We start from the raw sequence: 23,727 nt of genomic DNA on the forward strand, positions 1-23,727 counted from the left end.
ATGCTGCTGTCTGAAGAGGAAGCACGGACCCAAGGGTGCAGGTCCACTTTTCACGTCCGACGCTTTAGCGGAAGTCTCGCGTCGGAACCCTGATCATCGGGGCCTGATCATCCTCCGATGGATCAGACGTTGGTCGTTCCGAGGCAGCTTTCGTATCCAGGCGCAGGGTTTCGCGCGTTCCGGCTTTGGCTTCGTCCCCACGACCATGTCTCAGGCGCAGGGGCTCATCCCGGCTGCCGACTGAGCGCAACAGGTCCGACAGATCGATGAGATGCTCGGCGATAAGATGCGTGACGCCGCCTTCGCGCTGAAGTCGGCCCCGGCAGCCGATCATGCCGGTGGACAGGATCAGGCGCCGGTGCTTCTCGAACACGGTGGACCAGATCACGATGTTGGCCACATCGGTCTCGTCCTCGATGGTCATGAAGGTGACACCCTTGGCCGAGCCCGGCTTCTGGCGCACCAGCACCAGGCCTGCCACCGCGACCCTCTGGCCGTCCCTGACGTGCTGGAGGCTGGCGCAGGAGCGGATGCGCCGTTCCGTCAGTTCCTGGCGCAGGAAGGCGAGGGGATGCCGGCGCAGGGTCAAGCCCTTCGAGCGGTAGTCCTCGACGACCTCGCGGCCCTCCGTCATGGGCACGAGGTCGACGGCGGGCTCCACCGCTTCTGACCGGATCGCCCGCTCCCGCTCGTCGGCCGCGGCAAACAGGGGCATGACCTCGTCGGACAACCCCTTGATGGTCCAGAGCGCGTCGCGGCGGTTCACCCCGATAGAGCCATAGGCATCGGCCTCAGCCAGCCGCTCCAAAGCGGAGACCGGTATGACGGCCCGCCGCCACAGGTCCTCGATGGACGAGTAGCGGCGCTCCGCCCGGGCGAGCGGGATCAGGGCGCCATGGGCATTCGCCAAGCCATGCACCATCCGGAACCCGAGCCGGACGGCGAAACGCTTCGGGCTCCGGGTCGGCTCCAGGGTGCAGTCCCAGCGGGAATGGTTGATGTCGACAGGATGCACTTCGACCCCGTGAGCTTTGGCATCCCGCACCAGCTGGGCGGGCGCATAGAAGCCCATTGGCTGCGAATTGAGAATGGCGCAGCAAAAGACGTCCGGATGGTGGCACTTCAGCCAGGCGGAGGCATAGGCGATCTTGGCGAAGCTCGCCGCATGGCTTTCGGGGAAGCCGTAGGAGCCGAAGCCCTCGAGTTGCTTGAAGGTGCGCTCGGCAAAGGCAGCGTCATAGCCGCGGGCGACCATGCCCGTGATCAGCTTGTCGCGGAACCTGGACACGCCAGCGGTGAACTTGAAGGTCGCCATCGCGCGCCGGAGCTGATCGGCCTCCGAGGGCGTGAAACCGGCGCATTCGATCGCGACCCGCATGGCCTGCTCCTGGAAGAGCGGCACGCCGAGTGTCTTCGCCAGCACGCGCCTGAGTTCGGGTCGCGGGTATTCGACCTCCTCACGCTTCTCCCGGCGGCGCAGATAGGGATGCACCATGTCGCCCTGGATCGGGCCGGGACGGACGATCGCCACCTGAATGACGATGTCGTAGAAGGTCTCCGGCTTCAGCCGCGGCAGCATCGCCATCTGGGCGCGGCTCTCGATCTGGAACGTGCCCACCGTGTCGGCCTTCTGGATCATGGCGTAGGTCGCCTTGTCCTCGCCCGGGATCGTGGCGATGTCGTAGCTCTCGCCCTTGTGCTCGCGCAGGAGATCGAAGGCGCGGCGCATGCAGCCGAGCATGCCCAAGCCCAACACGTCGACCTTCATGAATTTCAGCGCGTCGATGTCGTTCTTGTCCCATTCGATCACCTGCCGGTTCTCCATGGCGGCCGGTTCGATGGGGACGAGCTCATCGAGACGGTCCTGCGTGAGCACGAAGCCGCCCGGATGCTGCGAGAGATGGCGGGGCGCGCCGATGAGTTCGCTGGCAAGTTCAAGCGTCATCCGCAGGCGCGGATCGTTCAGGTTGAGGTTGAGCTCCTTCGCCTCCTTGTCCGACACGCCGTCATTGCCCCAGCCCCAGACGAGACCGGCGAGTCCCGCCGTCACATCCTCGGGAACGCCAAGCGCTTTGCCGACCTCGCGCACGGCGCCGCGGGCACGGTAGCAGGAGACGACGGCGGTGAGGGCGGCGCGATGGCGGCCATAGGTGTCGTAGATCCACTGGATCACCTCCTCGCGCCGTTCGTGCTCGAAGTCGACGTCGATGTCCGGCGGCTCGCGCCGCTCCTGGGACACGAAGCGCTCGAAGAGCAGGTCGTGCTCGGTCGGGTTGATCGACGTGATGCCGAGCACGAAGCACACGGCGGAGTTCGCGGCCGAGCCGCGCCCCTGGCACAGGATGCCGCGCGATTTGGCGAACGACACGATGGCATGGACGGTAAGGAAGTAGGGCGCGTAGCCCAGTTCCTCGATCAGACGCAGCTCATGGCGGCAGGTCGTCGCGACCACGTCCGGAATGCCATCCGGGTAGCGATGCCGCGCGCCTTCCCAGGTCAGCCGCTCCAGCTTCTCCTGCGCCGTCTCGCCATCTTCCGTCTCGGACGGGTACTGGTAGCGCAGCTCGTCGAGCGAGAAGGTGCAACGGTCGAGGATCTCGCGAACCCGCCGGAACGCTGGCCCGTGGCGCTCGAACAGGCGCTCCATTTCGACCGGATCCTTGAGGTAGCGGTCGGCATGCCGTTCGAGGCGGTAGCCCGCCTCGTCGATGGTGCAGCCCTCCCGAATGCAGGAGACCACGTCCTGCAAACGACGACGATCCGGGTGATGGTAGAGCACGTCGCCCATGGCGATGGTCGGCACCCGGGCCACCTTCGCCGCCTGCTCGATGGCGTACAGACGCAGGTGCTCGTTGGGCGCGAAGCGCCGGATCAGGGCCATATAGGCGCGATTGCCGAAGGTTTGTCTGAGACGTGTGAGATTACGGTCGAGGTCTTCGTCCGCTTCATCGCCCAGGAGGATCGCCAGCATCCCCTCGTTCCAGGCCACCACATCATCCCAGACGAGATGGCACTTGCCCTTGCCGCCGCGGCTCTTGCCGAGGCTGAGCAATCGGCATAGGCGAGAATAGGCCGCGCGATCCGTGGGATAGACGAGCAGTGATGTGCCATCGGTGAGGTCGAGCCGGCAGCCGACGACAAGGCGGACGCCTGTATCCCGGGACGCTTCATAGGCGCGCACGATCCCGGCGAGAGAGTTGCGGTCGGTAATGCCCAGAGCTGAGATGCCGAGGAGTTTCGCCTGCTCGAACAGTTCCTGCGGGCTCGAGGCGCCGCGCAGGAACGAGAAGTGGGTCGTGACCTGGAGTTCAGCATACATCGGAGAGACGATCGTCTGTCACGAGAAGAAACCATGCATCCACCAGCGTCCGCCCTCGGCAGTGGGGGCATCGCGGAAGATCCAGAAGCGGCCACCTTGCTCGGTCTCGACACGGTAATAGTCGCGGGCGAAAGAGCTCTTGTCGCCGTTCCACCATTCCGGCGTGATGCGCTCCGGCCCGTCGGCTTTGGCGACCTTGTGACGGACCTTGCGCCAGACGAAGAAGGCTGGTGGATGATCGGGCAGCAGGGCGGTTGCTACCACGGGCTCCGGCGGATCGAGCAGGCGCGTGGGGCGTGGCAGGTTCTCCGGCCAGACGGAGCCGGTCGGCGGTGCAAGGGCAGGGATCCGTCGCGCCATGCGTTCAGGGACGAGGCTCTGGACGGGCGCAAGGCGGTAGATGCGTCGCATGCCGATGCGGGCTCCGAGTCTGTCGACGAGCGGACCCATGTCCGCTTCCCCGGTATCCTCTTCCCCAAGGCCACGGGCATGGATCTGCATCTCAGTCAGCGGCTCGACCTTGCTCGCGACCAGCACCATCTCCTCGATGCCGAAGCCGGGGTCGATGGTTTGCAGCCGTTCGTCGAAGAGCCTGGCAAGATGAGCCGCGTCCCTGTTGGCCTTGGCTGTGCCGACCCGCAGGCAGGCGCTCTTCTGATCGACGCGCTGGAAGATGAGGTCGAGACGGCGTACGCCTTCGCCACGGCGGCCCAGTTGCCGGCACAGATCCTTGGCAAGCCGCAGCAGCACGCCCTTGAGATCCTCGAGCCGGGCGACCGGCTCCGCGAAGGCACAGGATGCCACCGGAGTTTCCTTGGGGATGAGCGGCGTGATCGGCTCGAAGGCATGACCCATGGCCTGATCGAGCCGCAGGGCGACGTCGCGGCCGAAACGCCGGACCAGCGGTGCACGCGGCATGGCGGCGAGCTGTCCGATCCGCTCGATGCCGAGCCGGTGCAGGGCACCGAGCTTGTCGGGAGCGATCCTCAGGGCGCGGATCGACAAGGTCGCCACGGCGTCAACGATCCGGCCTGTCGGTACGACGCCGCCCGCGCCATAGCGGGCCATCGCCCAGGCCGCCCCCGGAGCATCGGCGACAGCCGCTTTGGCGGCAATGCCCTGGCGCGTCAGGCGGCTGGTCAGATCGCTGAGCAGTTCTTCCTCGCTGCCGAAGAGATGCGCCACGCCGGCGATGTCGATCCAAAGACCATCCGGCGGATCGGAGGCCACCACGGGCGAGTAGCCAATCGCCCAACGTGCGAGTTCCCGCAACGAGGCCTCGTCCTCGTCCGGGTTTGCTTCAACCACGTGCAGGTTCGGCACCAGGGCCTGTGCCTGGGCCAGCGCCATGCCGACATGCAGACCCGCCTCCTGCGCAGCCGCACAGGCCGCACGGACGACGCGCCGCGATCCAACCGTATGCACGGTCACGAGTGGCTCATGACGCGGCGGCTCGCCGGTCCGCCGCCTGATCCGATCGGTCGGCCAGGTCGGCAGGTAGAGCGAGACGACCCTTCGCATCGCAGGCCTCCAGAATCCATGTACGAGGTTCAGCGCCACGGCAGCGCAGGAGTTCGACTTGCCAGCGTTCCCGTCCGAGACCGGGAGCCGGCATGAGTTCGGATGGGGCAGGGGCGATGCGCCAGCGGGTCGCGGCAGCCGTCGGCAGGTGGACCAGATCCTTCTCGGCCAATGTCCACCAGCGCCGGATGACGAGAGCGGTCACGCCGGTGGCTTCAGCCGCCAGTTGCAGGCGCCGCGAGGCGGTGAGCCCCATGCGCGTGACCTCGCCGATGACGGCCGCCAGCCCCTTCTCACGCAAGCCCTCCTCGATGAGGGGCAGGATCTCGCGTTCCCGCTCGGCTTCGGCATAGATCACCCGGTCCGGGTGCAGACCTGCGCGCAGGAGGCCGGGAGCGAACAGGTCGCGGCGCGTCAGGCACCAGAGCACAGGACCCTTGAGCCGGGCCGCGATTCCTGCGGTGAACAGGGTGGTGCAGCCAGCGAACTCGGAGGCATGGCCCGCCTCGATCATCTCATGAAGAACGCCTCGGGCGAGGCCGCCTCCTGGCAGGTGAGCGTCGAGCGGCTTGAGGCCAAAGGGCAGCGGCCTGGTTTTCTGTGATCCGCCTTCCATCCGGGCAATCTGGAGCCGCAATGCGGCAAGCCTGTCCTGTTGCCCGGCATGCATGACTCCGTGCCCATTCACGTTCGCGTTGAGGATGTTCGTATTATGTTCTCGTTACGGAAGGAGTCAAACACACGCAGAAGTAGCTGTTAATTCCGGGGAGAAGGGCGCTTATTCAACCTTCAGGCACGATCACGGACCGGTAGCCTCCGTTAGCGCTGGAGCTTGGAATTGGGCGAAACCACCCTCATGACCCGCGTCTATGATATGAGGCGGTGCCGCTGGACATGGCGCGTGTTGGCGTTTGGACCATCGATGCCGAGGCGCAAAGCCGCTCGGCAAGCTCCTGATCCATTCGGACGTAGTCCCGCCTATCCGGACCGGTGTCGATGAAGCCTGGGTATTCAGCAGGTCAGAAATTCACCAACCCGATAGGGTGACGGCTGAAAAAGGGTTACGTCATCAGACGATCCAGACTCGCCAAATCCTGGGATCAAACACCTGGCTTTAGAGAATTTTTCGGCGAAGCGGACCCGGCTCGCCGTCAAACATGCGGCAGACCAAGGAAAAGAGCTGATTCCACGCAAGTGGAAACAGCTCGAGTGCATCGTGCGGAACCAGGGGGCCCGCGTCAGCGACCCGAAGGGCCACGTCAGTGAAAAGTGGATCCGGTTTTCCGCTCCCAACGATGCTCTTGAATCTAAGAAAGCATCGGATGCGTCCCAAAAGTGCAGGTCCACTTTTCACGTCCGATGCTTTAGACTGATGAATTCAAGCATATCCTGACTTGCGGGGTGTCACACACGATCGTTCCGTGCAGAGGGACGGCGCGTGGTTTCAGGAAATGAGCTGACAGGTGCGGCTTAGCTTAAGATCCCGGCCGCACAGCCTTGAGCCGCCAAGCGCGTCAGTGGATGTCCTCCGCCTCACCCCAAGCCTCGATCAGCTTCTCCACAGTAAAACCTGGACTGCGGGCGGCTCTCAGGACCAGGGCTTCCTTTCGAGCCACCAGATCAATGGCGCGGGGGAGTTCATGGGCGATCTCCAGGTCGATGACGACAGCGCCGTGGCGGTCGGCATGGATGAGATCATTGGGTTTGACCTTCAGTCCGAAAACCTCCACTGGGCAATCAAACTCCTCGATGCGAACGAAGGCATGGCTCGGGCTGAGCGAGCCGGCCAGGATCTGAAACCCGGGATCGACGGCGCCGAGGTCGCGCATCGAGCCGTTGGTCAGAACTCCTTGCGCGCCCAGGCCTTTATGGATCGCTACGTTGACCTCACCCCAGAACGCCCCGAGCCCGGGACAGGGGTCGACGTCCTGCAGAACCACCACGGCAGGACTGGGTTGAGCCGCGACATAGCTGTAGTAGGCGATCCGTCGGGCTCTCAGAGCTCCGGGTGACTCTTCGCTTGGCTGCGAGCTACGGATCAGCCCCGTGCGGGCGTATCCCACGACGGCAGGCAGATTGGGATGGGCGGCGAGAACCGGCCGGGTCGTGAAGCCCTCCGCCGTCCGGCGGCCCAGAACGAGCTCAATGGCGTTACACACCGTCGGCGTATCAACAGCCGTCAGGGCTGCGAAGACTTCAGAAGACAGCACCTGTTCCATTTCCAAGCCTTTCCACGTCAATGAGTTGTCATCGCAGGGCGCTCACAGCCTCAGGCGAAGTGCTTCCAGACATCATCCTGCGACTCGTAGCCGATGAGCGACCGGGTGGTTTCAATGTCCCACGGCATGTTCCGGTTGGCTGACATGCCGTTGACGACAATGCCGGGTTGCGGCCAAGGCAGCGCATTGGCGAGGAGCGCCCGCTCGATCACTGCCACGAAGTCCCGGTTCGAGAGCCACATGTTGCGAAACCACCGCAGGTCGCGCTCGGTGTCGGGACCTGTGCTCTCGTCCGCACCGGGCAGGCCAGAAGTGTTGATTGTGTCTGGTCTGTTCTCTCCCGGCTGGCACCAGCCGATTCGAACGCAGACGCTGGTCAGGGCGCCTCCCGAGCGATGCGCCTCAGCGAGACAGGCTCTCTCGCCCATCAGTTTCGATGCTGCATAGGCGAACCCCTGCACCATCTCACGGCCGTTGAACCAGCGTGTCCCCGGACCTGGCGGCAAGGCCGTCGTCAGAGCACCTGCCGTCAGACTATCGGCCAAGGGCGGGTCCTTGTATTGGCCCATCACGTGGTTGGACGAGGCGAACACGACGCGGTGCGTGCCCGCCTGAGCGGCAGCGGCCAACATGTTGAGTGTCATGTCGAATGACGCACAAGCGTCGCTCCAGGGCGCATCGGGATAAGGATTCTGGGCTGCGAAATGCACCACGGCATTAACCCCGGCCAAAGCCTCACGCCACCCAGTTTCGGATGGATCTGTCAGATCGGCGGTGACCCATTCCACCCGGTCCGAATGCGCTGCCATGGATTGTGGCGGCATCACGTGGTCAAGCGCGACGATCCGCTCACACCAGTCCTGCGCCAGGAGATGGCTGATCAGCTTCTGTCCGAGATTGCCTCCCGCGCCTGTAACAAGAACAGAGCGAACAGGTTTCGATTGGCTCATGGCGCAACTGACTTTCCGGAGTGATGTCTATTACTCACCGTACTACTCCAGCATCCTCGGCTGATGTCTATAAGGGACTGCAGCATCTATCATGACCCTGAACGGCAGGCGGACTGCAACCTGCCCGGCGGTTCTCTGCACGTCGCAAAGGGCAACCAGATGCGTTTAGCCCCAAAGGCTGGCGACTGAACCCAGAGCAAAGGAGAACCAATCCTTAGAAATTAACGCGGTCACCCCCTTTGAGTGACAGCATGTTGCGGGCATCGTCAGGGGTGGCGATCTCCAGCCCAAGGCCCTCGATGATCTGACGGGCCGCTTTCACCTGCTGCGCATTCGATTCCGCAAGTTTGCCCGGACCGATCCAGAGCGAATCCTCCAGCCCGACACGGACATTGCCTCCCATGGCCGCCGCCTGGGCGGCAATGGGAAGCTGGTTCTTGCCGGCACCGAGCACCGACCATTGGTACTCATTCCCGAACAGTCGGTCGGCCGTGCGCTTCATGTGCGCCACGTCCTCGGGATGCGGGCCAATGCCGCCCAGAAGACCAAACACGCTTTGGACAAAGAGAGGCGTCTTGATGAGACCACGGTCCACGAAGTGGGCGAGAGTGTAGAGATGACCGATGTCGTAGCATTCGATTTCGAAGCGGGTGCCATTCTCGGCGCAGGTCGTCAGGATGTACTCGATATCGGAGAAAGTATTGCGGAAGATCCTGTCACGTGACCCTTCGAGGTACGGTTCCTCCCAATCGTATTTGAAGTCTTTGAAACGATTGAGCATCGGGTAGAGCCCAAAATTCATCGAGCCCATGTTGAGGGAGGCGACCTCGGGCTTGTAATGAGCCGCAGGCCGCACCCGCTCCTCCACCAGCATGGTCGGGGCCCCGCCCGTCGTGATGTTGATGACACAATTGCTTCGCTGCTTCACCACCTGCAGGAACGGGGCGAAGGCTTCCGGCGATTGATCAGGCTTGCCGTTCTTTGGGTCCCGCGCGTGAAGGTGCACGATCGCGGCTCCAGCTTCCGCGGCGCTGATGGCAGCCTCCGCGATCTCCTCGGGCGTAACCGGCAGGTGAGGAGACATGGAAGGCGTATGGATCGCACCGGTCACGGCGCATGTTATGATGACTTTGCGGGCCATGGGCTTGGTTCCTCCCGGGAGATCACTGATCTGGTTGCGACTTCTTGTGGGCCTTCAACGCAGCCAAGCGTTTGTCTCGCCAAACAGAGCGCCGTGCGAGCTCATCGGGTCCAGGCGCTTCGCCCCAGGTGTCCAGTATGCGGCTCACATTCTCCTTATCCCAGACATGAGGCTTGGCTGCATCTTCCGAGAGGCGCCGGTAGAAGCCCGTATAGCGGTCACAGTAATCGGCCATGCCACCAGGTGCGTTGAGCTCGATGGTTCCGAGGGGACCAAGGAAGGACCAGCGCAAGCCGAGACCGTCCTTGACGGTCTTGTCGAGATCCTGCGGGCTCACCACGCCCTCGCCGACGAGCCGGAACGCCTCTGCCAAGAGCGCGCCCTGGAGCCGGTTCAGGACGAACCCCTCGACCTCGCGGTTTACGACAATGGGCACCTGTTCGACACTCTCATAGATTGTTCGTGCCCGAGAGATTGTCTCGGGGGTCGTCCAGGGAGCTCCGCAGAGTTCAACGAGTGGCACGAGATGAGGTGGGTTGACGGGATGGGCTACGAGGCAGCGGGCGCGGCCCGACAGTCCTTCGGTGAAGTGGGACGCGACAATCGCGGATGTCGAGGAGGCAAGAATGCAGTCTGAAGGCGCGAGCCGGTCGAGTTCCGCGAAGATGAGCCGCTTGGTCTCGACGATCTCGGGGCCATTCTCCTGAACGAGGTCGGCTTCACTCACAGCCTCCGCGAGAGAGGATACGGCGACGACGTGAGCAGATGCACTTTCTGGGTTGGCAACGAGGCCATGCCTTGCAAGCTCCTCTAATCCCTCGCGGACGAGGCTTGGCGCGTTCCTAAGCGTGTCGGGGTTCGGGTCAGTGATGCGCACGTCCCAGCCGGCCCGTGCGAAGACGATCGCCCAGGACCGGCCGATCAGCCCGGCACCAATGATTGCAGCAATCGGCATTCCGTAGTCTCCCTCAAGGCTCACAGCCATAGGACCTTGCGGCGAAGCGCAAGATCGTCCCTTAGATCCTTCGATGAACCGGTATGTATCACCCGCCCACGTTCAAGAGCGACTGTCCGGTCGGACAGGGCGAGCGCGAGGTCCAGGTGGTGATCAACGATGATGATCGAAACCTCATGACGGAGCTTGTCGAAGCTCTCGAAAAGTTGCTCGACGACAGCCGGGGCAAGACCTTCGAAGGGCTCGTCCAGGAGAAGTACCTTGACGTCGCCCGAGAGGGCGCGTGCGACCGCCACCATCTGCTGCTCTCCACCGGAGAGGAAATCCGCCGGGGTGTCGAGCCTCTCACGAATCCGCGGGAAGTACTCGAAGACCTTGTCCAGATTCCACCGGACGCCATGGCCGGTTTCCCGCTTGAGCCGTCCCAGCTCGAGATTCTGAGCCACAGTCATTCCGGCGAAGAGACCGCGCCCCTGCGGCACATAGCCGATTCCCAGACGCGCGATCTCGGAAGAGGGGCGGCCGGCGATCTCCTGGCCATCAAGCCTGATCGAGCCTGAACCGGGCGGTGCAACGCCGATCAGCGTTTTGAGCAGGGTCGACTTGCCGGCACCGTTGCGGCCCAACAGAGCCACGATCTCATGTTGGCGGACGTCGAAGGACACGTCCGCCAGGACATGGCTCTTGCCGTAGAACGTGTTGACCTTCTCGACGGCGAGCAGGGTCGCTGCCCCGACGGCGCTCTGCCGAGGTTTCGCGGCAACGGCGGCCGTGCCGGAGCCGATGTAGATCTCTTGGACCTTCGGGCTGGAGCGGGCATCCTCGACCGTTCCGTCAACCAGAACCTGACCCGCATTCATCACCGTAACGACATCGGCGATCTGAAACACACGGTCGATGTCGTGCTCGACGAGAAGCATCGGGACGTCCGCGGAAATGCGTTTGATGATCTCGCCGATGCGCTGGCGCTCGGCGGCGGCAAGGCCCGCAAGCGGCTCGTCGAGCAGCAGCACTCTCGGTTTCGTGGCAAGCGCCAAGCCCATGTCCAGGAGGCGCTGCCCGCCATAGGAGAGGGCGCCCGCCTCGGCCTTCTCGATGCCGGCGACGCCGAGATAGCGGATGACCGCTGACGTCTCGGCTTCGATTGGCTTGATTGATCGCGCGACCGTCCAAGGGTTGAAACGCTGTGGGTGGCGGGCCTGTATGGCGAGGCGGACATTCTCTTCGACCGTCAAGGCCGGAAAGAGGTTCGTGATTTGGAATGAGCGTCCGATCCCGGCTTGCGTGATCGCTTCGGGGGAGAGGCCGGCGATGGAGCGGCCTCGAAGGAGGACGTCGCCTTCATCAGGCGTATAGTACCCGGAGATCAGATTGAAGGCCGTCGTCTTTCCGGCACCGTTCGGTCCGATCAGGGCATGGAGGCTACGGTCGCGTACGGCGATGTTGACCGACTGAACGGCCTTGAGCGCCCCAAAGCTCTTCGTCATGCCATGGGCTTCGAGAATGACGCCATCCACATGGTCAGCAGGCTTAAGGAACGAGGGCAGGGGCTCGTCGGTGAGAGTGCGCCCCGCCATGGCGGCCTCTTCCGTGACCTTGGCGCGGAATGGAGCCGCGATCCGCTGCGCGATCCCGATCAGTCCCGTCGGCGAGAGGACGATGAACCCGACGAAGAGGATGCCGAAATAGAGCAGCCAATGTGGAGTCCAGATCGACAGGAACTCGCGGAACAGAATGTAAAAGAGCGCCCCCAGGGCCGGCCCGAGAAAACTGCGCATTCCGCCGATCACCACCATCGCGATCAGCTCGCCAGAGAAGGCGACGGAAAGGGGCTCGGCTGAGGCGAAGCGGTGATTGAAAACCGAGAGGATGCCTGCGACCCCCACGACCGTGGCGGATACGACGAACCCGAGCAGCTTGTAGCGATTCGTCGGATAGCCGAGAAAACGGGCGCGCTGCTCGTTTTCCCGGATCGCCACCAGTACGCTCCCGGCGGGCGAGCTGTGGAAGCGCAGCAGGGCGAAGCAGACGGCAAACGCTATCGCCGCCACGAACCAGTAGTAGGTCCAGTCCGAACTCAGATCGAGGCCGATCGCGCGGGTACGGACAACGCCGCCGAGCCCGCTCTCTCCACCCGTCAACGCCGTCCAGCGGTAGGCGATTGCGAAAAGCATGGCGGCCAATGCCAGCGTCAGCAAGGAGAAGTAGACGCCGCGACGCCGCAGGATGAGCGCGCCCAGGAGAGACGACGCTCCAGCAATAAAGACGATGGCAAAGAGAGCCGGAAGAACGATGCCGTCCGGAAACCAGTGAAGCTGGCTCAAGGCCGCCGCATAAGCCCCAAGCCCAAACCAGACGCCGTGCCCGAAGGAGACGAGGCCAGTGTAGCCCACCAGAACGTTCAGGCCGAGGCAGGCGATGGCGAACACCACCACGTCGATCGACGAGCGAAGCGGCAGGCCGATGGGGTCGAGAACGAAGGGAAGCACCAGGAGTGCTGCCGCTGCGATGAGGAGGGGCCAGTAACGCGTGCGCATCGATCTACTCGAATTTCTGGATGCGTTCGCCGAGCAGCCCGCGTGGCCGCAGAAGCAGCACGAGGGCCATCAGAAGGTACATCGAGGCTTCGCCGGCGGGTGGAAAAAAGTAGATCGTGAGGCCGCGCACCACCCCCACGAGCGCCGCGGCCGCAATCACGCCCCAGAAGGACCCCAACCCGCCGATGACCACCACCACGAAGGCGGCCGTCAGAATCTCAGCCCCCATGGCGGGATGCACACCCGAGATTGGGGCCAGCAGGACTCCGGCGAGGCCTGCGAGTCCGATGCCGAGCGCCGCGATGGCGGTCATATACGGCTGAAGCGAGATGCCGAGCGCTCCCACCATATCCGGGTTTTGTACTCCGGCCCGGACCACACGGCCGAAGGCTGTACGGTAGACCAGGAACCAGGTCGCGATGACGGCTGCGAGCGCCACCCCGAAGATGATGAGACGGTAGCGCGGATAAATGAAGCTGCCAAGGAAGACCTGTCCCCGGAGAGCCGTCGGGATAGAAAAGGGCAGGGGAGCCGCCCCGAAAATGATTCGCAGGCTCTGCTCGATGATCATCGCAAGCCCAAAGGTCAGAAGCAGGCTGAGAATGGGGTCCGAACGGTAGAACCTCCGAAAGAGCAGGCGCTCGATGACGATGCCCAAGAGCGCGACGAGCAACGGAGACGCAACGAACGCGCCTGCAAATCCAATCCTGGATGTCAGCGTCACGGCAAGATATGCACCGACCGCATAGAACGCACCGTGGGACAGATTCACGATTCCGCCGAGCGAAAAGATCAGCGAGAGGCCGAGGGCGATCAGCAGATAGTAAGCGCCCACCAGAAGGCCATTCAGCACCTGCTCAAGAAGAAAGACGAACGCCACGCGAGACTCCCTTTCCGGTCATGGAGGCGTCCTGCCGTGAGGAGCCGGAGTTGAGGGAAAACAGGATATCGTGCTTCCCGACGGCCGATACGGCGGTCAGCCGTTCGGCCAGCCGGTGTTTGAGGCGTCACGCCTGCATCTTGCAGGTGCCGTCCTTCGGGGGAGCCAGAGCTTCAAGGTCCTCGTTCGGGCCCGGGACGGAACCCAGCGGGTCATAGATATCCCACTGATCCTTCATCTTGTCGGGATCCTTTGCGCGGACAGCATACATCTCCTGGACCATCTGGTTGTCATAGGCCCGGAAGTAGCCTTCGCGGCTCTTCAGAACGTCAAATTTCGCGCCCTTCCGCAGGTGCTCGGCGAGCTTTTGCGGGTCGGCCGCTTTCATTTCGGTGAAGGACTGCGCGACAATCTTGAGGGAGTTGTAGTCGCCCCAGCACTGGTTCTCAGGTGGTTTGCCGTATTTCTTGGTGAAGGCCTCAACGAACTTCTTCGACGATGGCGTATCGACCATGTGGTGCCAGATCAGCGGCCAGATACCAGAGAAATTGCCCTTGCCGGCGCCCCAGGCTACCGCCGTGTCGAAGCCGAAGCCGGTGATCGGGAACTGGAGACCATACTCGGCATATTGCTTGATGAAGTTCGTGATCTGATTGCCGGCGAGATTCGAGGCGACGATATCGGGCTGGGCCTGCCGGATCTTGAGGAGGTAGGGACTGAAGTCGGTGGCATCGGTCGGGACGAGCTCCTCGCCGATGAATTCGCCGCCGTTCTCCGTCACGAATTTTTTGGCGACCCGGAAGAGATCGTGGCCGAAGGCATAATCCGCCGTGAGGGAGTACCACTTCTTGCCCTTGATCATGTTCTCGGTCTTCAGGTACGTGCCGACCGCCGTGACCATCATCGAGTTCGCAGCCTCGATGTGGAACATGAAAGGATTGCAGCTCGCCCCGCGCAGGGCGTCGGAATTGGCGCCGGTGTTGATGAAAACCGTCTTGGTCCGGTTGGCCACCTGGCCGATGGCCAGGGCCGATGCGGAAGAGATTTCGCCGATGATCATCGCAACCTTGTCGCGCTCGATCAGGCGTTCGGCCTTGGCGGAGGCGGTCTGCGGGTTTACCGAATCCTCGATCACGAGCTCGATCTTGCGGCCCAGGACGCCACCGGCGGCGTTGATCTCCTCGGCGGCGAGCTTCACGCCCATCTGGGCGAACTCGCCGAGCGGCCCCAAGAAGCCGGTGATGGGCGTGAGATGCCCGATCCGGATCACGTCAGATTGCGCCTTCACGATTGCAGGCATCCCGAGTCCAGCAAGCGCGGTCGCGCCGGCCGCTCCCTTCAGGAGCATACGACGGGTCAAGTCATCAGAGTGTGCCATGGCCGTTTCCTTCCTCCCATGATGCTGTCGCGTTACTTGCTGCGATCTGTGATCACAGTTAGACTGTCGGAAAATGAGCAACTTGTCGAGCCCCCGCCCTACCAACACCCCCTCGGCCATCGCCCAGATCGGCCGGCTGGAACGCGTCACCCTGGGCGAACGCGTCTATGCCGAATTACGTGAGCTGCTGATGAGCGGTGAGCTCGCCCCCGGGCAGAAGATGTCCCTGCGCAGTGTCGCCGAAACCCTCGGCGTCTCGATGATGCCGGTGCGGGAGGCGGTCTCGCGGCTTGTCGCCGACCAGTCTCTGGAGGTGCTGCCGAACCGTGCGGTGCGCGTCCCGCTGATGAACCTCGCACGCTTCCGGGAACTGACGACTGTGAGACTCGCGGTCGAGGGCTTCGCGGTGGAGCAGGCGGCCAGGAGCCGCGCGGAGGCCGACCTTGCCGCCATGCGGCAATTCGAAGAGGCGTTCCTTGCCGAGGCCCGAAGCTCCGATCCTCATGCGGATCGAGCCGTCCGAGCCAACAAGGAGCTGCACTTCGCCGTCTACCGGGCGACTGGCCTGCCGACGCTGGTGGGGATCATCGAGAGTCTCTGGCTGAAAATCGGCCCAGTTCTGAATTTCGATCTCAAGGCCTCGCCCGAACGGCTGCAAACGGGCGGCGCAACCGGACATCACCGTCGTCTCGTCGCAGCGGTGAAGGAGGGTGATGGAGCCGCCGCACGCAACGCGCTCATCGACGACATTGAAGGCGCAGCCCGATTCATCGAGAGCACCGGACGCCTGCTGGAGTAGGCCGGCGCCCCGGCTCTCGAACATGACAAGACGAGCAGGCGCCAGGTGCTAGGGGCCCGCTTCAGGGATGGAGACGACACAGATGGACCTCGACATCGCCGGGTTGCGTGTGCTGGTGACGGCTGGCGCTGCTGGAATCGGACTTGAGATTGCCCGTACCTTCCACCGTGAGGGCGCGCGCGTGCATGTCTGCGACGTGGACAGCGCCGCTCTCCAGGAGGCGGCCGCGACCGATCCGAACCTGACCTCCTCCCAGGGCGATGTGGCGAAACGAGCTGATGTCGCCCGGATTTTCGAGGAGACTCTGGGAGTTCTCGGCGGGCTGGATGTCCTCGTCAACAATGCCGGCATCGCAGGGCCGACCGCCCGGGTTGAGGAGATCAACCCAGAGGACTGGGACCGCTGCCTCGAGGTCTGCATCACCGGGCAGTTCAACTGCACGCGTCTTGCAGTGCCCTACCTGAGGCAGAGCCAGAATGCCTCGATCGTGAATCTGTCTTCCGCGGCAGGCCGGTTTGGTTTTCCCTTGCGCTCCCCGTACGCCGCCGCCAAGTGGGCCGTGATCGGCTTCACGAAGTCGCTCTCTCGGGAATTGGGCGAGGACGGTATCCGCGTGAACGCGATCCTGCCCGGGGTCGTCGCCGGCGATCGCCAGCGCCGGGTGCTCGAAGCGAAGGCGCAGCAGCTCGGTGTATCGTTCGAGGAGATGCAGCGGCGGGCGCTCGAGAACACGTCCTTGAAGGAATACGTCACGGCACAGCAGCTTGCCGACCAAATCGCTTTTTTGTGTTCGCCACTCGGACGTACGATTTCAGGGCAGGCGATTGCCGTTGACGGGGATCTCCAGGCTCTTTTCTGACGATTGTATCAACTGCACTACCCAATTCAGGCCTTAGACTTTGAAGCGCCGGGCCTCATCCAAGGAACTGGGTGCGAGCTACGAAACAGGGAGGATGAATATGGCCAGTGTCGGCTTCATCGGGATCGGCCTCATGGGCCATGGCATGGCCAAGAACCTCATGGAGAAGGGCCACAAGCTTACTGTTGTTGCCAATCGCAGCCGTGAACGGGTGGACGACCTCGTTGCTCGTGGCGCAACGGAGGTGGATACACCGCGCGAGCTGGCTGCCGCGTCCGAGATCATCTTCACCTGTGTGCCGACGTCCAACGATGTCGAAGGCCTCGTCTACGGGGAGAATGGCATTCTGTCTGGCGCGCGCGAGGGGCTGATCCACGTCGATACCTCCACCGCCAATCCCATCTCGTCGGTCAGGATCGCGGCTGATTATCAAGCGCGAGGTTTTCGTTTCGCCGATGCGCCGCTCACCCGTACGCCGAAGGAGGCCGAGGAGGGGCGTCTCAATGTGATGGTGGGTGCAAGCCCGGAACTCTTCGAGGAGATCCTTCCCGTCCTCAAGTGCTTCGCTGAAAATGTTTTCCACGTGGGCGGCGTCGGCGCAGGGCACAAGATCAAACTGATTAACAACTTCATCGCGATGAGCCACGCGAGCGTCGTTGCGGAGGCGGTGGCGGTGGCCCGCGCCACGGGTGTCGATCCGAAGGCTCTGTATGACCTGGTCTCGGCCGGTGGCGCGAACAGCGCGATGTTTCAGATGATCATGCCCTACGTGCTCGAGGGCGATCCCAGCCGTTTGCAGTTCGCCATCGGCAACGCCCGCAAGGATCTCGCCTACTTCGTTGCAATGGTGAATGACGCGAAGGCGACGGGACTCATAGGTCCTGCCGTTCTGCAGACGCTCACCATCGCCGGTGCGATGGGCAACAGCGGCAAGCACATGCCGCATCTGACGGATGTCCTGACACAACTCAATGGGAGTAAAGACTTGGCCTGAGGACTGACGCCTGAAAGGGACCGCATCAGAGACTGAAAACGAGCGGCCTGCACAACCATCAACCCTGGTCGCGCGATGACTCAGGGGAGATAATGTTGTTATCAAGTAAGACACAGCAATGATGATGGATTGCTGAGAGAACGGAACTCAAATTCTGCCATGAATGAAAGGTGAATTTTACAATATACTGAATAAGTATTGAAACTGACGATAATCGCACACAGTATCGCACTTTAGCCCCGCCAGAGGGTCACCAGGGAGGATACGGATATGAGGAAAATACTCGCTACCGGTTTGTTCGGGCTCGGGTTGGCTCTCGGCCCTTCAGGAGTGTCCGCCCAGCAGGCAATCGAGCTCCACGGTGCGTCCCAGTTCAACGACGACCATGCCTTCACCAAATCGTTGGCCAAGTTCGGGGAGCTCGTACAGTCCTGTTACGGCAAGCCGCTCAATATCATCCTGCACAGGAACAGCGAGCTCGGCCTTGAGAAGCAGTATTTCGAATACATGTCGCAAGGGCGCGCGGTCGACTTTGCGATCGTCTCGCCGGCGCATATGTCGACCTTCTCGAAAGCCGCTCCTTTCATTGATGCGCCGTTTCTGTTTCGCGACCTCGCTCATTGGAATAAGGTGCTCGACCGGGACCTGTTTAAGCCGATCGCGGACGAGATCGCCAAACGTGCCGACGTCATGCTGATCGGCTATGCCGGCGGCGGTACACGCAATATCTTCGTCAATAAGCCAGTCGCTACTTTGGACGAGATCAAGAGCCTCAAGATCCGCGTCCAAGGCGCCCCAATCTGGAGCCGCACATTCGCTGCGATCGGCATGTCGCCAACCGTCATTGCCTATAACGAGGTTTACAACGCGATTCAGAACGGTGTGATCGCCGCGGGCGAGAACGAAGCTGCCGGCGTTGAGCAGATGAAGTTCTTCGAGGTAGCTCCCAACTTGGCGATGACCAAGCACGCCATCACGATCCGGCCGCTGGCATTTTCCGGCAAGACATTCCGCAACCTGCCCGCCGAGTTGCAGGCCTGCGTGATCAAGTCCGGCAAGGAGGCTGGCGCGCACGGCCGGACCATCGAGTCCAGCGAGGATGCGGCAAAGCTCGACGCCCTAGAAAAGGCCGGCAAGCTGAAGCAGATCACGTTCAAAGATCGCGATGCCATGAAGAAACTCGTCGATCCCGTTCTGGCAGCCTATGCCAAGGAGATCGAGGCCGACAAGATCCTGGCGGAGATCAACAGCATCGAGTAGTGCGCCGCGCTTCGTGACACGGTCGGGGATTGCTCCCCGACCGTGCCCTCTCAAGGAATGAGGAGCTTATGGCAACATCAATGCCCGAACAGCGCAGCATGTGGCGTAGAATAACCGCGTGGTACAGCCTCCTCTTGTCCTGGCTCGTGGCGATTTCCACTGCTGTCCTGATCATCCCGGTCACATTGCAGATCTTCTCGCGCTTCAGCTCGATCATCCCGCATTACATCTGGACCGAGGAAATGGCGCGTTTCCTGCTGGTCTGGACCGTGATGATAGGCGCTATGATCGGCGTCCGCGAGAGCACTCATTTCGAGGTTGATGTCTGGCCGCGACTGTCGCCGCGCCCTGAGGCCGCCGTGCGGTTGATCGCCCGCATCTGCGTGCTCATCGTCGCGCTCGTTTTCATTTGGTCGGGAATCGAGTTCACGCAATTCGCCTGGTATCGGATCTCCGAACTGGCCGAACTGCCGCTGTGGGTCATCCATATTGCCTGGCCGATCACCGGTATCACCTGGCTCGTCTTTCTTGGCGAGCAGATGTGGGATGAGCTGAATGTGCTGTTCGGTCGAGGAACTCTACCGCCGGCAGACCCTATCCCGACGCCGGAGGGACCCCTCTCATGACCGGCGCTCTGCTGTCCCCCGGGCAAGCGGCCCTCGTCCTGTTCGGCATCTTCTTCGGATTGATGATACTCCGCGTTCCGGTTGCTTTCGCATTGGCGCTGGCCTGTCTTCCAATTTTGGTCATTGAGCCTCGGCTCTCGGCTATGACCCTCGTGCAGGAGACCTTCAACGCATACAATTCGTTCATCCTGCTCGCCGTTCCCTTCTTCCTGCTGACCGCGAACCTGATGAATGTCGGCGGTATCACAGAGAGGCTCATGAAGCTGTCCCGGTCAATGGTCGGGCATTTTCCCGGCGGATTGGCGCAGATCAACGTGGTGCTTTCCTTCTTCTTCGCTGGCATTTCGGGTTCTTCGACCGCGGACGCAGCAAGCCAGTCGAAGATCTTTATCGAGGCGCAGCGCCGGGAAGGCTACGATGATTCGTTCTCCGTCGCGATCACTGCCGTGTCGGCGGTTCTGGCGGTTATCATCCCGCCGTCGATCCTGATGATCGTTTGGGGCGGAGTGTTGACAGTTTCCATTGGCGCGCTCTTCCTCGCGGGAGTATTACCCGGTCTGTTGATCGCTCTTGCACAGATGGCGACGGTCCATGCCTATGCAACTCTCAAGGGCTACCCGACCTATCCTCGTGACACGTGGAGGACCTTCTTCAAGTCCATCCTGGCTTCGGTTCCAGCCTTGATGACGCCGCTCATCATCATCGGCGGGAAGATCTTCGGCTGGTTTACGGCAACGGAGTCGGCCTGCATTGCCGTGCTTTACGCCGGCTTCCTGTCCATTTTCATCTATCGAGAGATGGATTCTGCGGCATTCCGGGAAGCGCTCGTCGACACGGGCAAGTTCGCCGGGATAACGCTTTTCTGTGTCGGCACGGCGAGCGCCTTCGGCTGGTTGCTTGCCTATTATCAAATCCCCAAGGTCATCCTGTCTGGTGTTTCGGCCTGGGAACTCGGGCCGATTGGGACCGGTTTCTTCATTGCGTTCGTGTTTCTCGTCGTCGGGTGCTTTCTCGACGCCATCCCCGCCATCATCATCGTGGGAACGATCCTGGAGCCGCTGGCCCGGTCCGCAGGCCTCGATCCGGTTCACTTCGCCATGATCGGCATCGTGTCGCTAGCCTTTGGACTCGTCACGCCACCCTATGGACTCTGCCTGATGATCGCATGCTCGGTCGCCGGGATCAGGATGCGGCAGGCGCTGAAGGATACGATGATCATGCTCGTCCCGATGTTCCTTGTCTTGGCTCTCCTCATCGTCTGGCCGCAGGTCGCACTCTTCGTGCCCAGTCTTGTCTCGCCGGAGTTCCTCAAGTGAGATCCCCTCCCTGCAGAGGCCTGCGGGGCTCTTCCTTCTCAAGCCGCTATCGGAGTTCTCGTGATGACCGTTCCTGAAATCTACCCCACCATTCCCGACCTCGCCGGAAAAGTCGTCCTCATCACCGGCGCGAGCACCGGGATAGGTGCAGCGGCCGCCGTTGCGTTCGGGCACAATAAGGCACGTGTGGCGATCCATTATAATGCCAGCGAGAATCCGGCACTGCAGGTTGCCGAAGAGGTGAGGGCGGCTGGCGGAGAGGCATTCCTCGTCCAAGCGGACGTGACCGAACCCGAGGCGGCGGCGCGGGTCGTGGCTGAGACCGTCGGGCATTTCGGCCGGCTCGACGTTCTCGTCAACAATGCGGGCGGCCTCGTCAACCGGACGCCTATCAAGGAGTACACCGATGAGTACGTGGCTGCTGTGCTCGCCCTGAACGTCGAGCAGGTCGTGCGCTTCGTTCGCGAGGGCGTTTCGCACATGCGGGCGCAGGGCGGCGGCTCCATCATCAATGTGTCATCGATCGCGGCCCGCCATGGCGGCGGGCCGGGCTCGGTCATCTATGCCGCGGCCAAGGGGTTCATTTCAGTAGCCACGCGGGGCTGGGCCAAGGAACTGGTCAAGGACGGCATCCGGGTCAACGCGGTTTCGCCGGGCGTCATCATGACTCCGTTCCACGAACGCTATTCGACCCCGGAGCAGCTTGCCGCCATGCAGGCCACTATTCCCATGGATCGTCTCGGCACGCCGGAGGATTGCGTCGGCGCCTTTCTCTATCTCGCCTCTAACCGGCTCAGCGGCTACGTCACCGGACAGGTGATGGAGGTGAATGGCGGCCAATACATGCCCTAGAGGCGCTCTGTGTTCGCCCGGATACCAGGAGGGAACCTGAACAGATGGTTGATTTTCTCAGCCGCACAGTCCTCATTGGAGTTGGTGCAACGGCGTTGCTCGATCTCTGGGCTGTGCTCCTGCAGCGGTTGTTTAAGGTGCCGGCGCCGAACTGGGGGCTGGTGGGACGCTGGTTCTGCCACCTGACCAATGCCCATGTCTTTCACGACGACATCGCGCTCGCGCGCGCCTATCCTTTCGAACGTGCGGTCGGCTGGATTGGGCACTATGCTATCGGCATTGTCTATGCTGGTGTCCTCCTGGTGTTCACGCGCCCGGATTGGGCGTCGGCGCCGACATTGTCTCCCGCACTCGCCATGGGCATCATCACCGTGGGAGCCGGATGGTTTCTGCTCCAGCCCGGCATGGGAGCGGGCGTTGCCGCCTCGAAACGGCCCAACGCCAAACAGATCAGGGTGCTCAACATTGCCGGCCATGTCGTCTTCGGATTCGGGCTGTACGGGAGCGCGCTTCTCGTCCGGTAGGATGATCGCAGGGAGATGCCACAGGACATCAGGTAATCGTGAAGTGGAAAACATGTAAGGCTTGCCAATAATGGTTTCGTGACTCAACCTAAGCCAAAGACCGGCTCCAGGAAAACGAGGAGCCGGCGCATCGGGAGGAAAGAATGCTACGTCGTGGTTTCCTGAAGACACTGGCCGTTGCTGCCGTTTCGCTGGTCTCGGCTGCCGGGTATGCGTGGGCCGCCTATCCTGAGCGACCGATCACCATCATCGTTCCCTGGGCTGCCGGCGGCGGCACGGATGCAACCGCCCGCATCATCGGCTCCCTGCTCGAGAAGGAGCTTGGCCAGCCGGTCAATGTCGTCAACAGGACCGGAGGAAGCGGTGTCGTGGGACATGAAGCCATCGCGGCGGCTGCGCCGGATGGCTACACCCTCGGGCTAGCGACGGTCGAGATCGGCATGTTGCATTGGCAGGGGCTCACCCAGCGCGATTACAAGGACTACACGCCGATCGCATTGATGAATCTTGATCCGGCAGGCGTTCAGGTGCGCGCCGACGCACCTTACAAGACCGTCAACGACCTGCTGGACGACATCAAGAAGAACCCAGGCAAGTTCAAGGCGTCGGGGACAGGGCAGGGCGGCATCTGGCACCTGGCGATCGCCGGCATGCTCGACAGCGCCAAAATCGATCCCAGCACTGTCCGCTGGGTGCCAAGCCAGGGGGCCGCACCCGGACTTCAGGATCTCGTCGCAGGCGGTGTCGAGATCGTACCCTGCTCGCTCCCGGAGGCGCGCTCTCTCATCGATGCCGGCCGCGTGAAGAGCATTGCCATCATGAACCCCGAGCGCAATCCGACTTTCCCGAACGTTCCCACGCTCGCGGAGCAGACCGGCAGCCAGTGGGCTATCGGCGCCTGGCGCGGCATCGTCGGACCGAAAGGCATACCTGCGGATGTCACGAAGCGGCTCGCTGACGCCCTGGACAAGATCTACAAGGGCAAGGAGTACAACGACTTCATGAGCCAGCGCGGCTTCGGCGTGAAGTTCGCGGCGGGTGAGGAGTTCCTTGCGTTCTGGAGGAAGAGCGACGAGGACCTCGGAGCGGTCATGAAAAAGGTAGGGTTGGCGAAGTAGCCTGGCTGACCCCGATGCGTGTCAACGATGCCATCACGGGCTTCGTGCTCCTCGCATTCGCGATCGTGATGTTCGCCTATGCGAGGACACTTCCGGCCATTCCGGGACAGGAGTACGGCGCCGCCGTCTTTCCGATGCTCATCGCCGTGGGCCTGGCAGGCTGCGGCATCCTGATGATTGCCTCGGGCTTTCGGCAATGGCAGGGCGCCGTAATCTGGAACGACTGGGCTCGCACCCATCATGCCTGGGTGAGGCTTGCGGTCATTTTCGCCTTGATCCTGGCCTACATCCTGGCCGCGCCGGTGCTCGGATTCGCGCCGACATCGATCACTATCCTGCTGGTGTTCATGCTGACGATGGGCGTCCGATGGTGGATCGCCGCGGCCGTCGCGATCGCCGCAACGGTGCTGATTCAGCAGACCTTCGTCGGATTGCTGCGCGTCCCCCTTCCACTCGGGCTCCTTGGACCCTGACCCTGA

The 23,727-nt window shown here is 62.4% G+C and carries 20 protein-coding genes; 10 read left to right on the forward strand and 10 right to left on the reverse strand.

Annotated elements, in window-relative coordinates:
• Positions 1-64: 64 nt before the first annotated feature.
• The 10 genes from E4K09_RS12160 to E4K09_RS12205 all read right to left on the reverse strand — a co-directional run bounded on the left by E4K09_RS12160 (position 65) and on the right by E4K09_RS12205 (position 14,900).
• Positions 65-3,319: an error-prone DNA polymerase gene (locus E4K09_RS12160; RefSeq protein ID WP_134497315.1), complete on the reverse strand. Its 3,255-nt coding sequence runs from the start codon at positions 3,317-3,319 to the stop codon at positions 65-67.
• A gap of 18 nt (positions 3,320-3,337) precedes the next feature.
• Entirely contained in the window at positions 3,338-4,840 is a 1,503-nt protein-coding gene (locus E4K09_RS12165; RefSeq protein WP_134497317.1) for a Y-family DNA polymerase, read from the reverse strand.
• Positions 4,758-5,510, reverse strand: coding sequence for an ImuA family protein (locus E4K09_RS12170; RefSeq protein ID WP_134497319.1), 753 nt, complete (start codon positions 5,508-5,510; stop codon positions 4,758-4,760). Before E4K09_RS12170 ends, E4K09_RS12165 begins: the two co-directional genes overlap by 83 nt.
• Positions 5,511-6,354: 844 nt before the next feature.
• A complete protein-coding gene (locus E4K09_RS12175; RefSeq protein ID WP_244610468.1) occupies positions 6,355-7,050 on the reverse strand; it encodes an RraA family protein in 696 nt (231 codons plus the stop codon).
• A 59-nt stretch (positions 7,051-7,109) separates the two neighbouring features.
• Complete coding sequence (locus E4K09_RS12180) at positions 7,110-8,009, reverse strand: NAD-dependent epimerase/dehydratase family protein (RefSeq protein ID WP_134497323.1); 900 nt, start codon at positions 8,007-8,009, stop codon at positions 7,110-7,112.
• A 214-nt stretch (positions 8,010-8,223) separates the two neighbouring features.
• On the reverse strand, positions 8,224-9,150 hold the full coding sequence (gene kce, locus E4K09_RS12185) for a 3,5-dioxohexanoate:acetyl-CoA acetone transferase (protein ID WP_134497325.1): 927 nt from the start codon (positions 9,148-9,150) through the stop codon (positions 8,224-8,226).
• Between the two features lie 22 nt (positions 9,151-9,172).
• Positions 9,173-10,105, reverse strand: a complete 933-nt coding sequence (locus E4K09_RS12190) for a 3-hydroxyacyl-CoA dehydrogenase (protein ID WP_134497327.1) — start codon at positions 10,103-10,105, stop codon at positions 9,173-9,175.
• Positions 10,106-10,125: 20 nt separating this feature from the next.
• Complete coding sequence (locus E4K09_RS12195) at positions 10,126-12,642, reverse strand: branched-chain amino acid ABC transporter ATP-binding protein/permease (protein ID WP_134497329.1); 2,517 nt, start codon at positions 12,640-12,642, stop codon at positions 10,126-10,128.
• Positions 12,643-12,646: 4 nt separating this feature from the next.
• Complete coding sequence (locus E4K09_RS12200) at positions 12,647-13,522, reverse strand: branched-chain amino acid ABC transporter permease (RefSeq protein ID WP_134497332.1); 876 nt, start codon at positions 13,520-13,522, stop codon at positions 12,647-12,649.
• Between the two features lie 127 nt (positions 13,523-13,649).
• Complete coding sequence (locus E4K09_RS12205) at positions 13,650-14,900, reverse strand: ABC transporter substrate-binding protein (protein WP_134497334.1); 1,251 nt, start codon at positions 14,898-14,900, stop codon at positions 13,650-13,652.
• Positions 14,901-14,973: 73 nt separating this feature from the next.
• Here E4K09_RS12205 and E4K09_RS12210 point away from each other — a divergent pair, with 73 nt between their 5' ends.
• The 10 genes from E4K09_RS12210 to E4K09_RS12255 all read left to right on the forward strand — a co-directional run bounded on the left by E4K09_RS12210 (position 14,974) and on the right by E4K09_RS12255 (position 23,721).
• Positions 14,974-15,699: a GntR family transcriptional regulator gene (locus E4K09_RS12210; protein ID WP_134497336.1), complete on the forward strand. Its 726-nt coding sequence runs from the start codon at positions 14,974-14,976 to the stop codon at positions 15,697-15,699.
• 82 nt (positions 15,700-15,781) lie between these two features.
• On the forward strand, positions 15,782-16,558 hold the full coding sequence (locus E4K09_RS12215; protein WP_134497338.1) for an SDR family oxidoreductase: 777 nt from the start codon (positions 15,782-15,784) through the stop codon (positions 16,556-16,558).
• Between the two features lie 94 nt (positions 16,559-16,652).
• Positions 16,653-17,552, forward strand: a complete 900-nt coding sequence (locus E4K09_RS12220; RefSeq protein ID WP_134497982.1) for an NAD(P)-dependent oxidoreductase — start codon at positions 16,653-16,655, stop codon at positions 17,550-17,552.
• A gap of 270 nt (positions 17,553-17,822) precedes the next feature.
• The gene (locus tag E4K09_RS12225) at positions 17,823-18,812 is read left to right on the forward strand and encodes a TRAP transporter substrate-binding protein (RefSeq protein WP_134497340.1); all 990 of its coding nucleotides are present in this window, start codon (positions 17,823-17,825) and stop codon (positions 18,810-18,812) included.
• Positions 18,813-18,892: 80 nt separating this feature from the next.
• Positions 18,893-19,438 (forward strand): TRAP transporter small permease, encoded by a 546-nt coding sequence (locus E4K09_RS12230; protein ID WP_134497342.1) that lies wholly within the window; start codon positions 18,893-18,895, stop codon positions 19,436-19,438.
• Positions 19,435-20,754, forward strand: coding sequence for a TRAP transporter large permease (locus E4K09_RS12235; RefSeq protein WP_134497344.1), 1,320 nt, complete (start codon positions 19,435-19,437; stop codon positions 20,752-20,754). The genes E4K09_RS12230 and E4K09_RS12235 overlap by 4 nt, the downstream gene beginning before the upstream one ends.
• A 63-nt stretch (positions 20,755-20,817) precedes the next feature.
• Positions 20,818-21,606 carry an SDR family NAD(P)-dependent oxidoreductase gene (locus E4K09_RS12240; protein WP_134497346.1) on the forward strand — a complete coding sequence of 263 codons (789 nt, stop codon included), beginning with the start codon at positions 20,818-20,820 and terminating at the stop codon, positions 21,604-21,606.
• Between the two features lie 44 nt (positions 21,607-21,650).
• Entirely contained in the window at positions 21,651-22,130 is a 480-nt protein-coding gene (locus tag E4K09_RS12245) for a DUF2938 domain-containing protein (protein ID WP_134497348.1), read from the forward strand.
• Positions 22,131-22,273: 143 nt separating this feature from the next.
• The gene (locus E4K09_RS12250; protein ID WP_134497350.1) at positions 22,274-23,248 is read left to right on the forward strand and encodes a Bug family tripartite tricarboxylate transporter substrate binding protein; all 975 of its coding nucleotides are present in this window, start codon (positions 22,274-22,276) and stop codon (positions 23,246-23,248) included.
• Positions 23,249-23,262: 14 nt separating this feature from the next.
• On the forward strand, positions 23,263-23,721 hold the full coding sequence (locus tag E4K09_RS12255; protein ID WP_134497352.1) for a tripartite tricarboxylate transporter TctB family protein: 459 nt from the start codon (positions 23,263-23,265) through the stop codon (positions 23,719-23,721).
• The last annotated feature ends 6 nt before the right edge of the window (positions 23,722-23,727 follow it).

Source organism: Microvirga pakistanensis (assembly GCF_004458765.1).
In the GTDB taxonomy this organism is placed as follows: domain Bacteria; phylum Pseudomonadota; class Alphaproteobacteria; order Rhizobiales; family Beijerinckiaceae; genus Microvirga; species Microvirga pakistanensis.

What these genes read in the sequence shown, in the direction of transcription:
- E4K09_RS12160 (WP_134497315.1), bottom strand. Translation starts at nt 3,319, where the DNA reads ATGTATGCTGAACTCCAGGTCACGACCCACTTCTCGTTCCTGCGCGGC.
- E4K09_RS12165 (WP_134497317.1), bottom strand. Translation starts at nt 4,840, where the DNA reads ATGCGAAGGGTCGTCTCGCTCTACCTGCCGACCTGGCCGACCGATCGG.
- E4K09_RS12170 (WP_134497319.1), bottom strand. Translation starts at nt 5,510, where the DNA reads ATGCATGCCGGGCAACAGGACAGGCTTGCCGCATTGCGGCTCCAGATT.
- E4K09_RS12180 (WP_134497323.1), bottom strand. Translation starts at nt 8,009, where the DNA reads ATGAGCCAATCGAAACCTGTTCGCTCTGTTCTTGTTACAGGCGCGGGA.
- kce (WP_134497325.1), bottom strand. Translation starts at nt 9,150, where the DNA reads ATGGCCCGCAAAGTCATCATAACATGCGCCGTGACCGGTGCGATCCAT.
- E4K09_RS12190 (WP_134497327.1), bottom strand. Translation starts at nt 10,105, where the DNA reads ATGCCGATTGCTGCAATCATTGGTGCCGGGCTGATCGGCCGGTCCTGG.
- E4K09_RS12195 (WP_134497329.1), bottom strand. Translation starts at nt 12,642, where the DNA reads ATGCGCACGCGTTACTGGCCCCTCCTCATCGCAGCGGCAGCACTCCTG.
- E4K09_RS12205 (WP_134497334.1), bottom strand. Translation starts at nt 14,900, where the DNA reads ATGGCACACTCTGATGACTTGACCCGTCGTATGCTCCTGAAGGGAGCG.
- E4K09_RS12210 (WP_134497336.1), top strand. Translation starts at nt 14,974, where the DNA reads ATGAGCAACTTGTCGAGCCCCCGCCCTACCAACACCCCCTCGGCCATC.
- E4K09_RS12215 (WP_134497338.1), top strand. Translation starts at nt 15,782, where the DNA reads ATGGACCTCGACATCGCCGGGTTGCGTGTGCTGGTGACGGCTGGCGCT.
- E4K09_RS12220 (WP_134497982.1), top strand. Translation starts at nt 16,653, where the DNA reads ATGAATATGGCCAGTGTCGGCTTCATCGGGATCGGCCTCATGGGCCAT.
- E4K09_RS12225 (WP_134497340.1), top strand. Translation starts at nt 17,823, where the DNA reads ATGAGGAAAATACTCGCTACCGGTTTGTTCGGGCTCGGGTTGGCTCTC.
- E4K09_RS12230 (WP_134497342.1), top strand. Translation starts at nt 18,893, where the DNA reads ATGCCCGAACAGCGCAGCATGTGGCGTAGAATAACCGCGTGGTACAGC.
- E4K09_RS12235 (WP_134497344.1), top strand. Translation starts at nt 19,435, where the DNA reads ATGACCGGCGCTCTGCTGTCCCCCGGGCAAGCGGCCCTCGTCCTGTTC.
- E4K09_RS12240 (WP_134497346.1), top strand. Translation starts at nt 20,818, where the DNA reads ATGACCGTTCCTGAAATCTACCCCACCATTCCCGACCTCGCCGGAAAA.
- E4K09_RS12245 (WP_134497348.1), top strand. Translation starts at nt 21,651, where the DNA reads ATGGTTGATTTTCTCAGCCGCACAGTCCTCATTGGAGTTGGTGCAACG.
- E4K09_RS12250 (WP_134497350.1), top strand. Translation starts at nt 22,274, where the DNA reads ATGCTACGTCGTGGTTTCCTGAAGACACTGGCCGTTGCTGCCGTTTCG.
- E4K09_RS12255 (WP_134497352.1), top strand. Translation starts at nt 23,263, where the DNA reads ATGCGTGTCAACGATGCCATCACGGGCTTCGTGCTCCTCGCATTCGCG.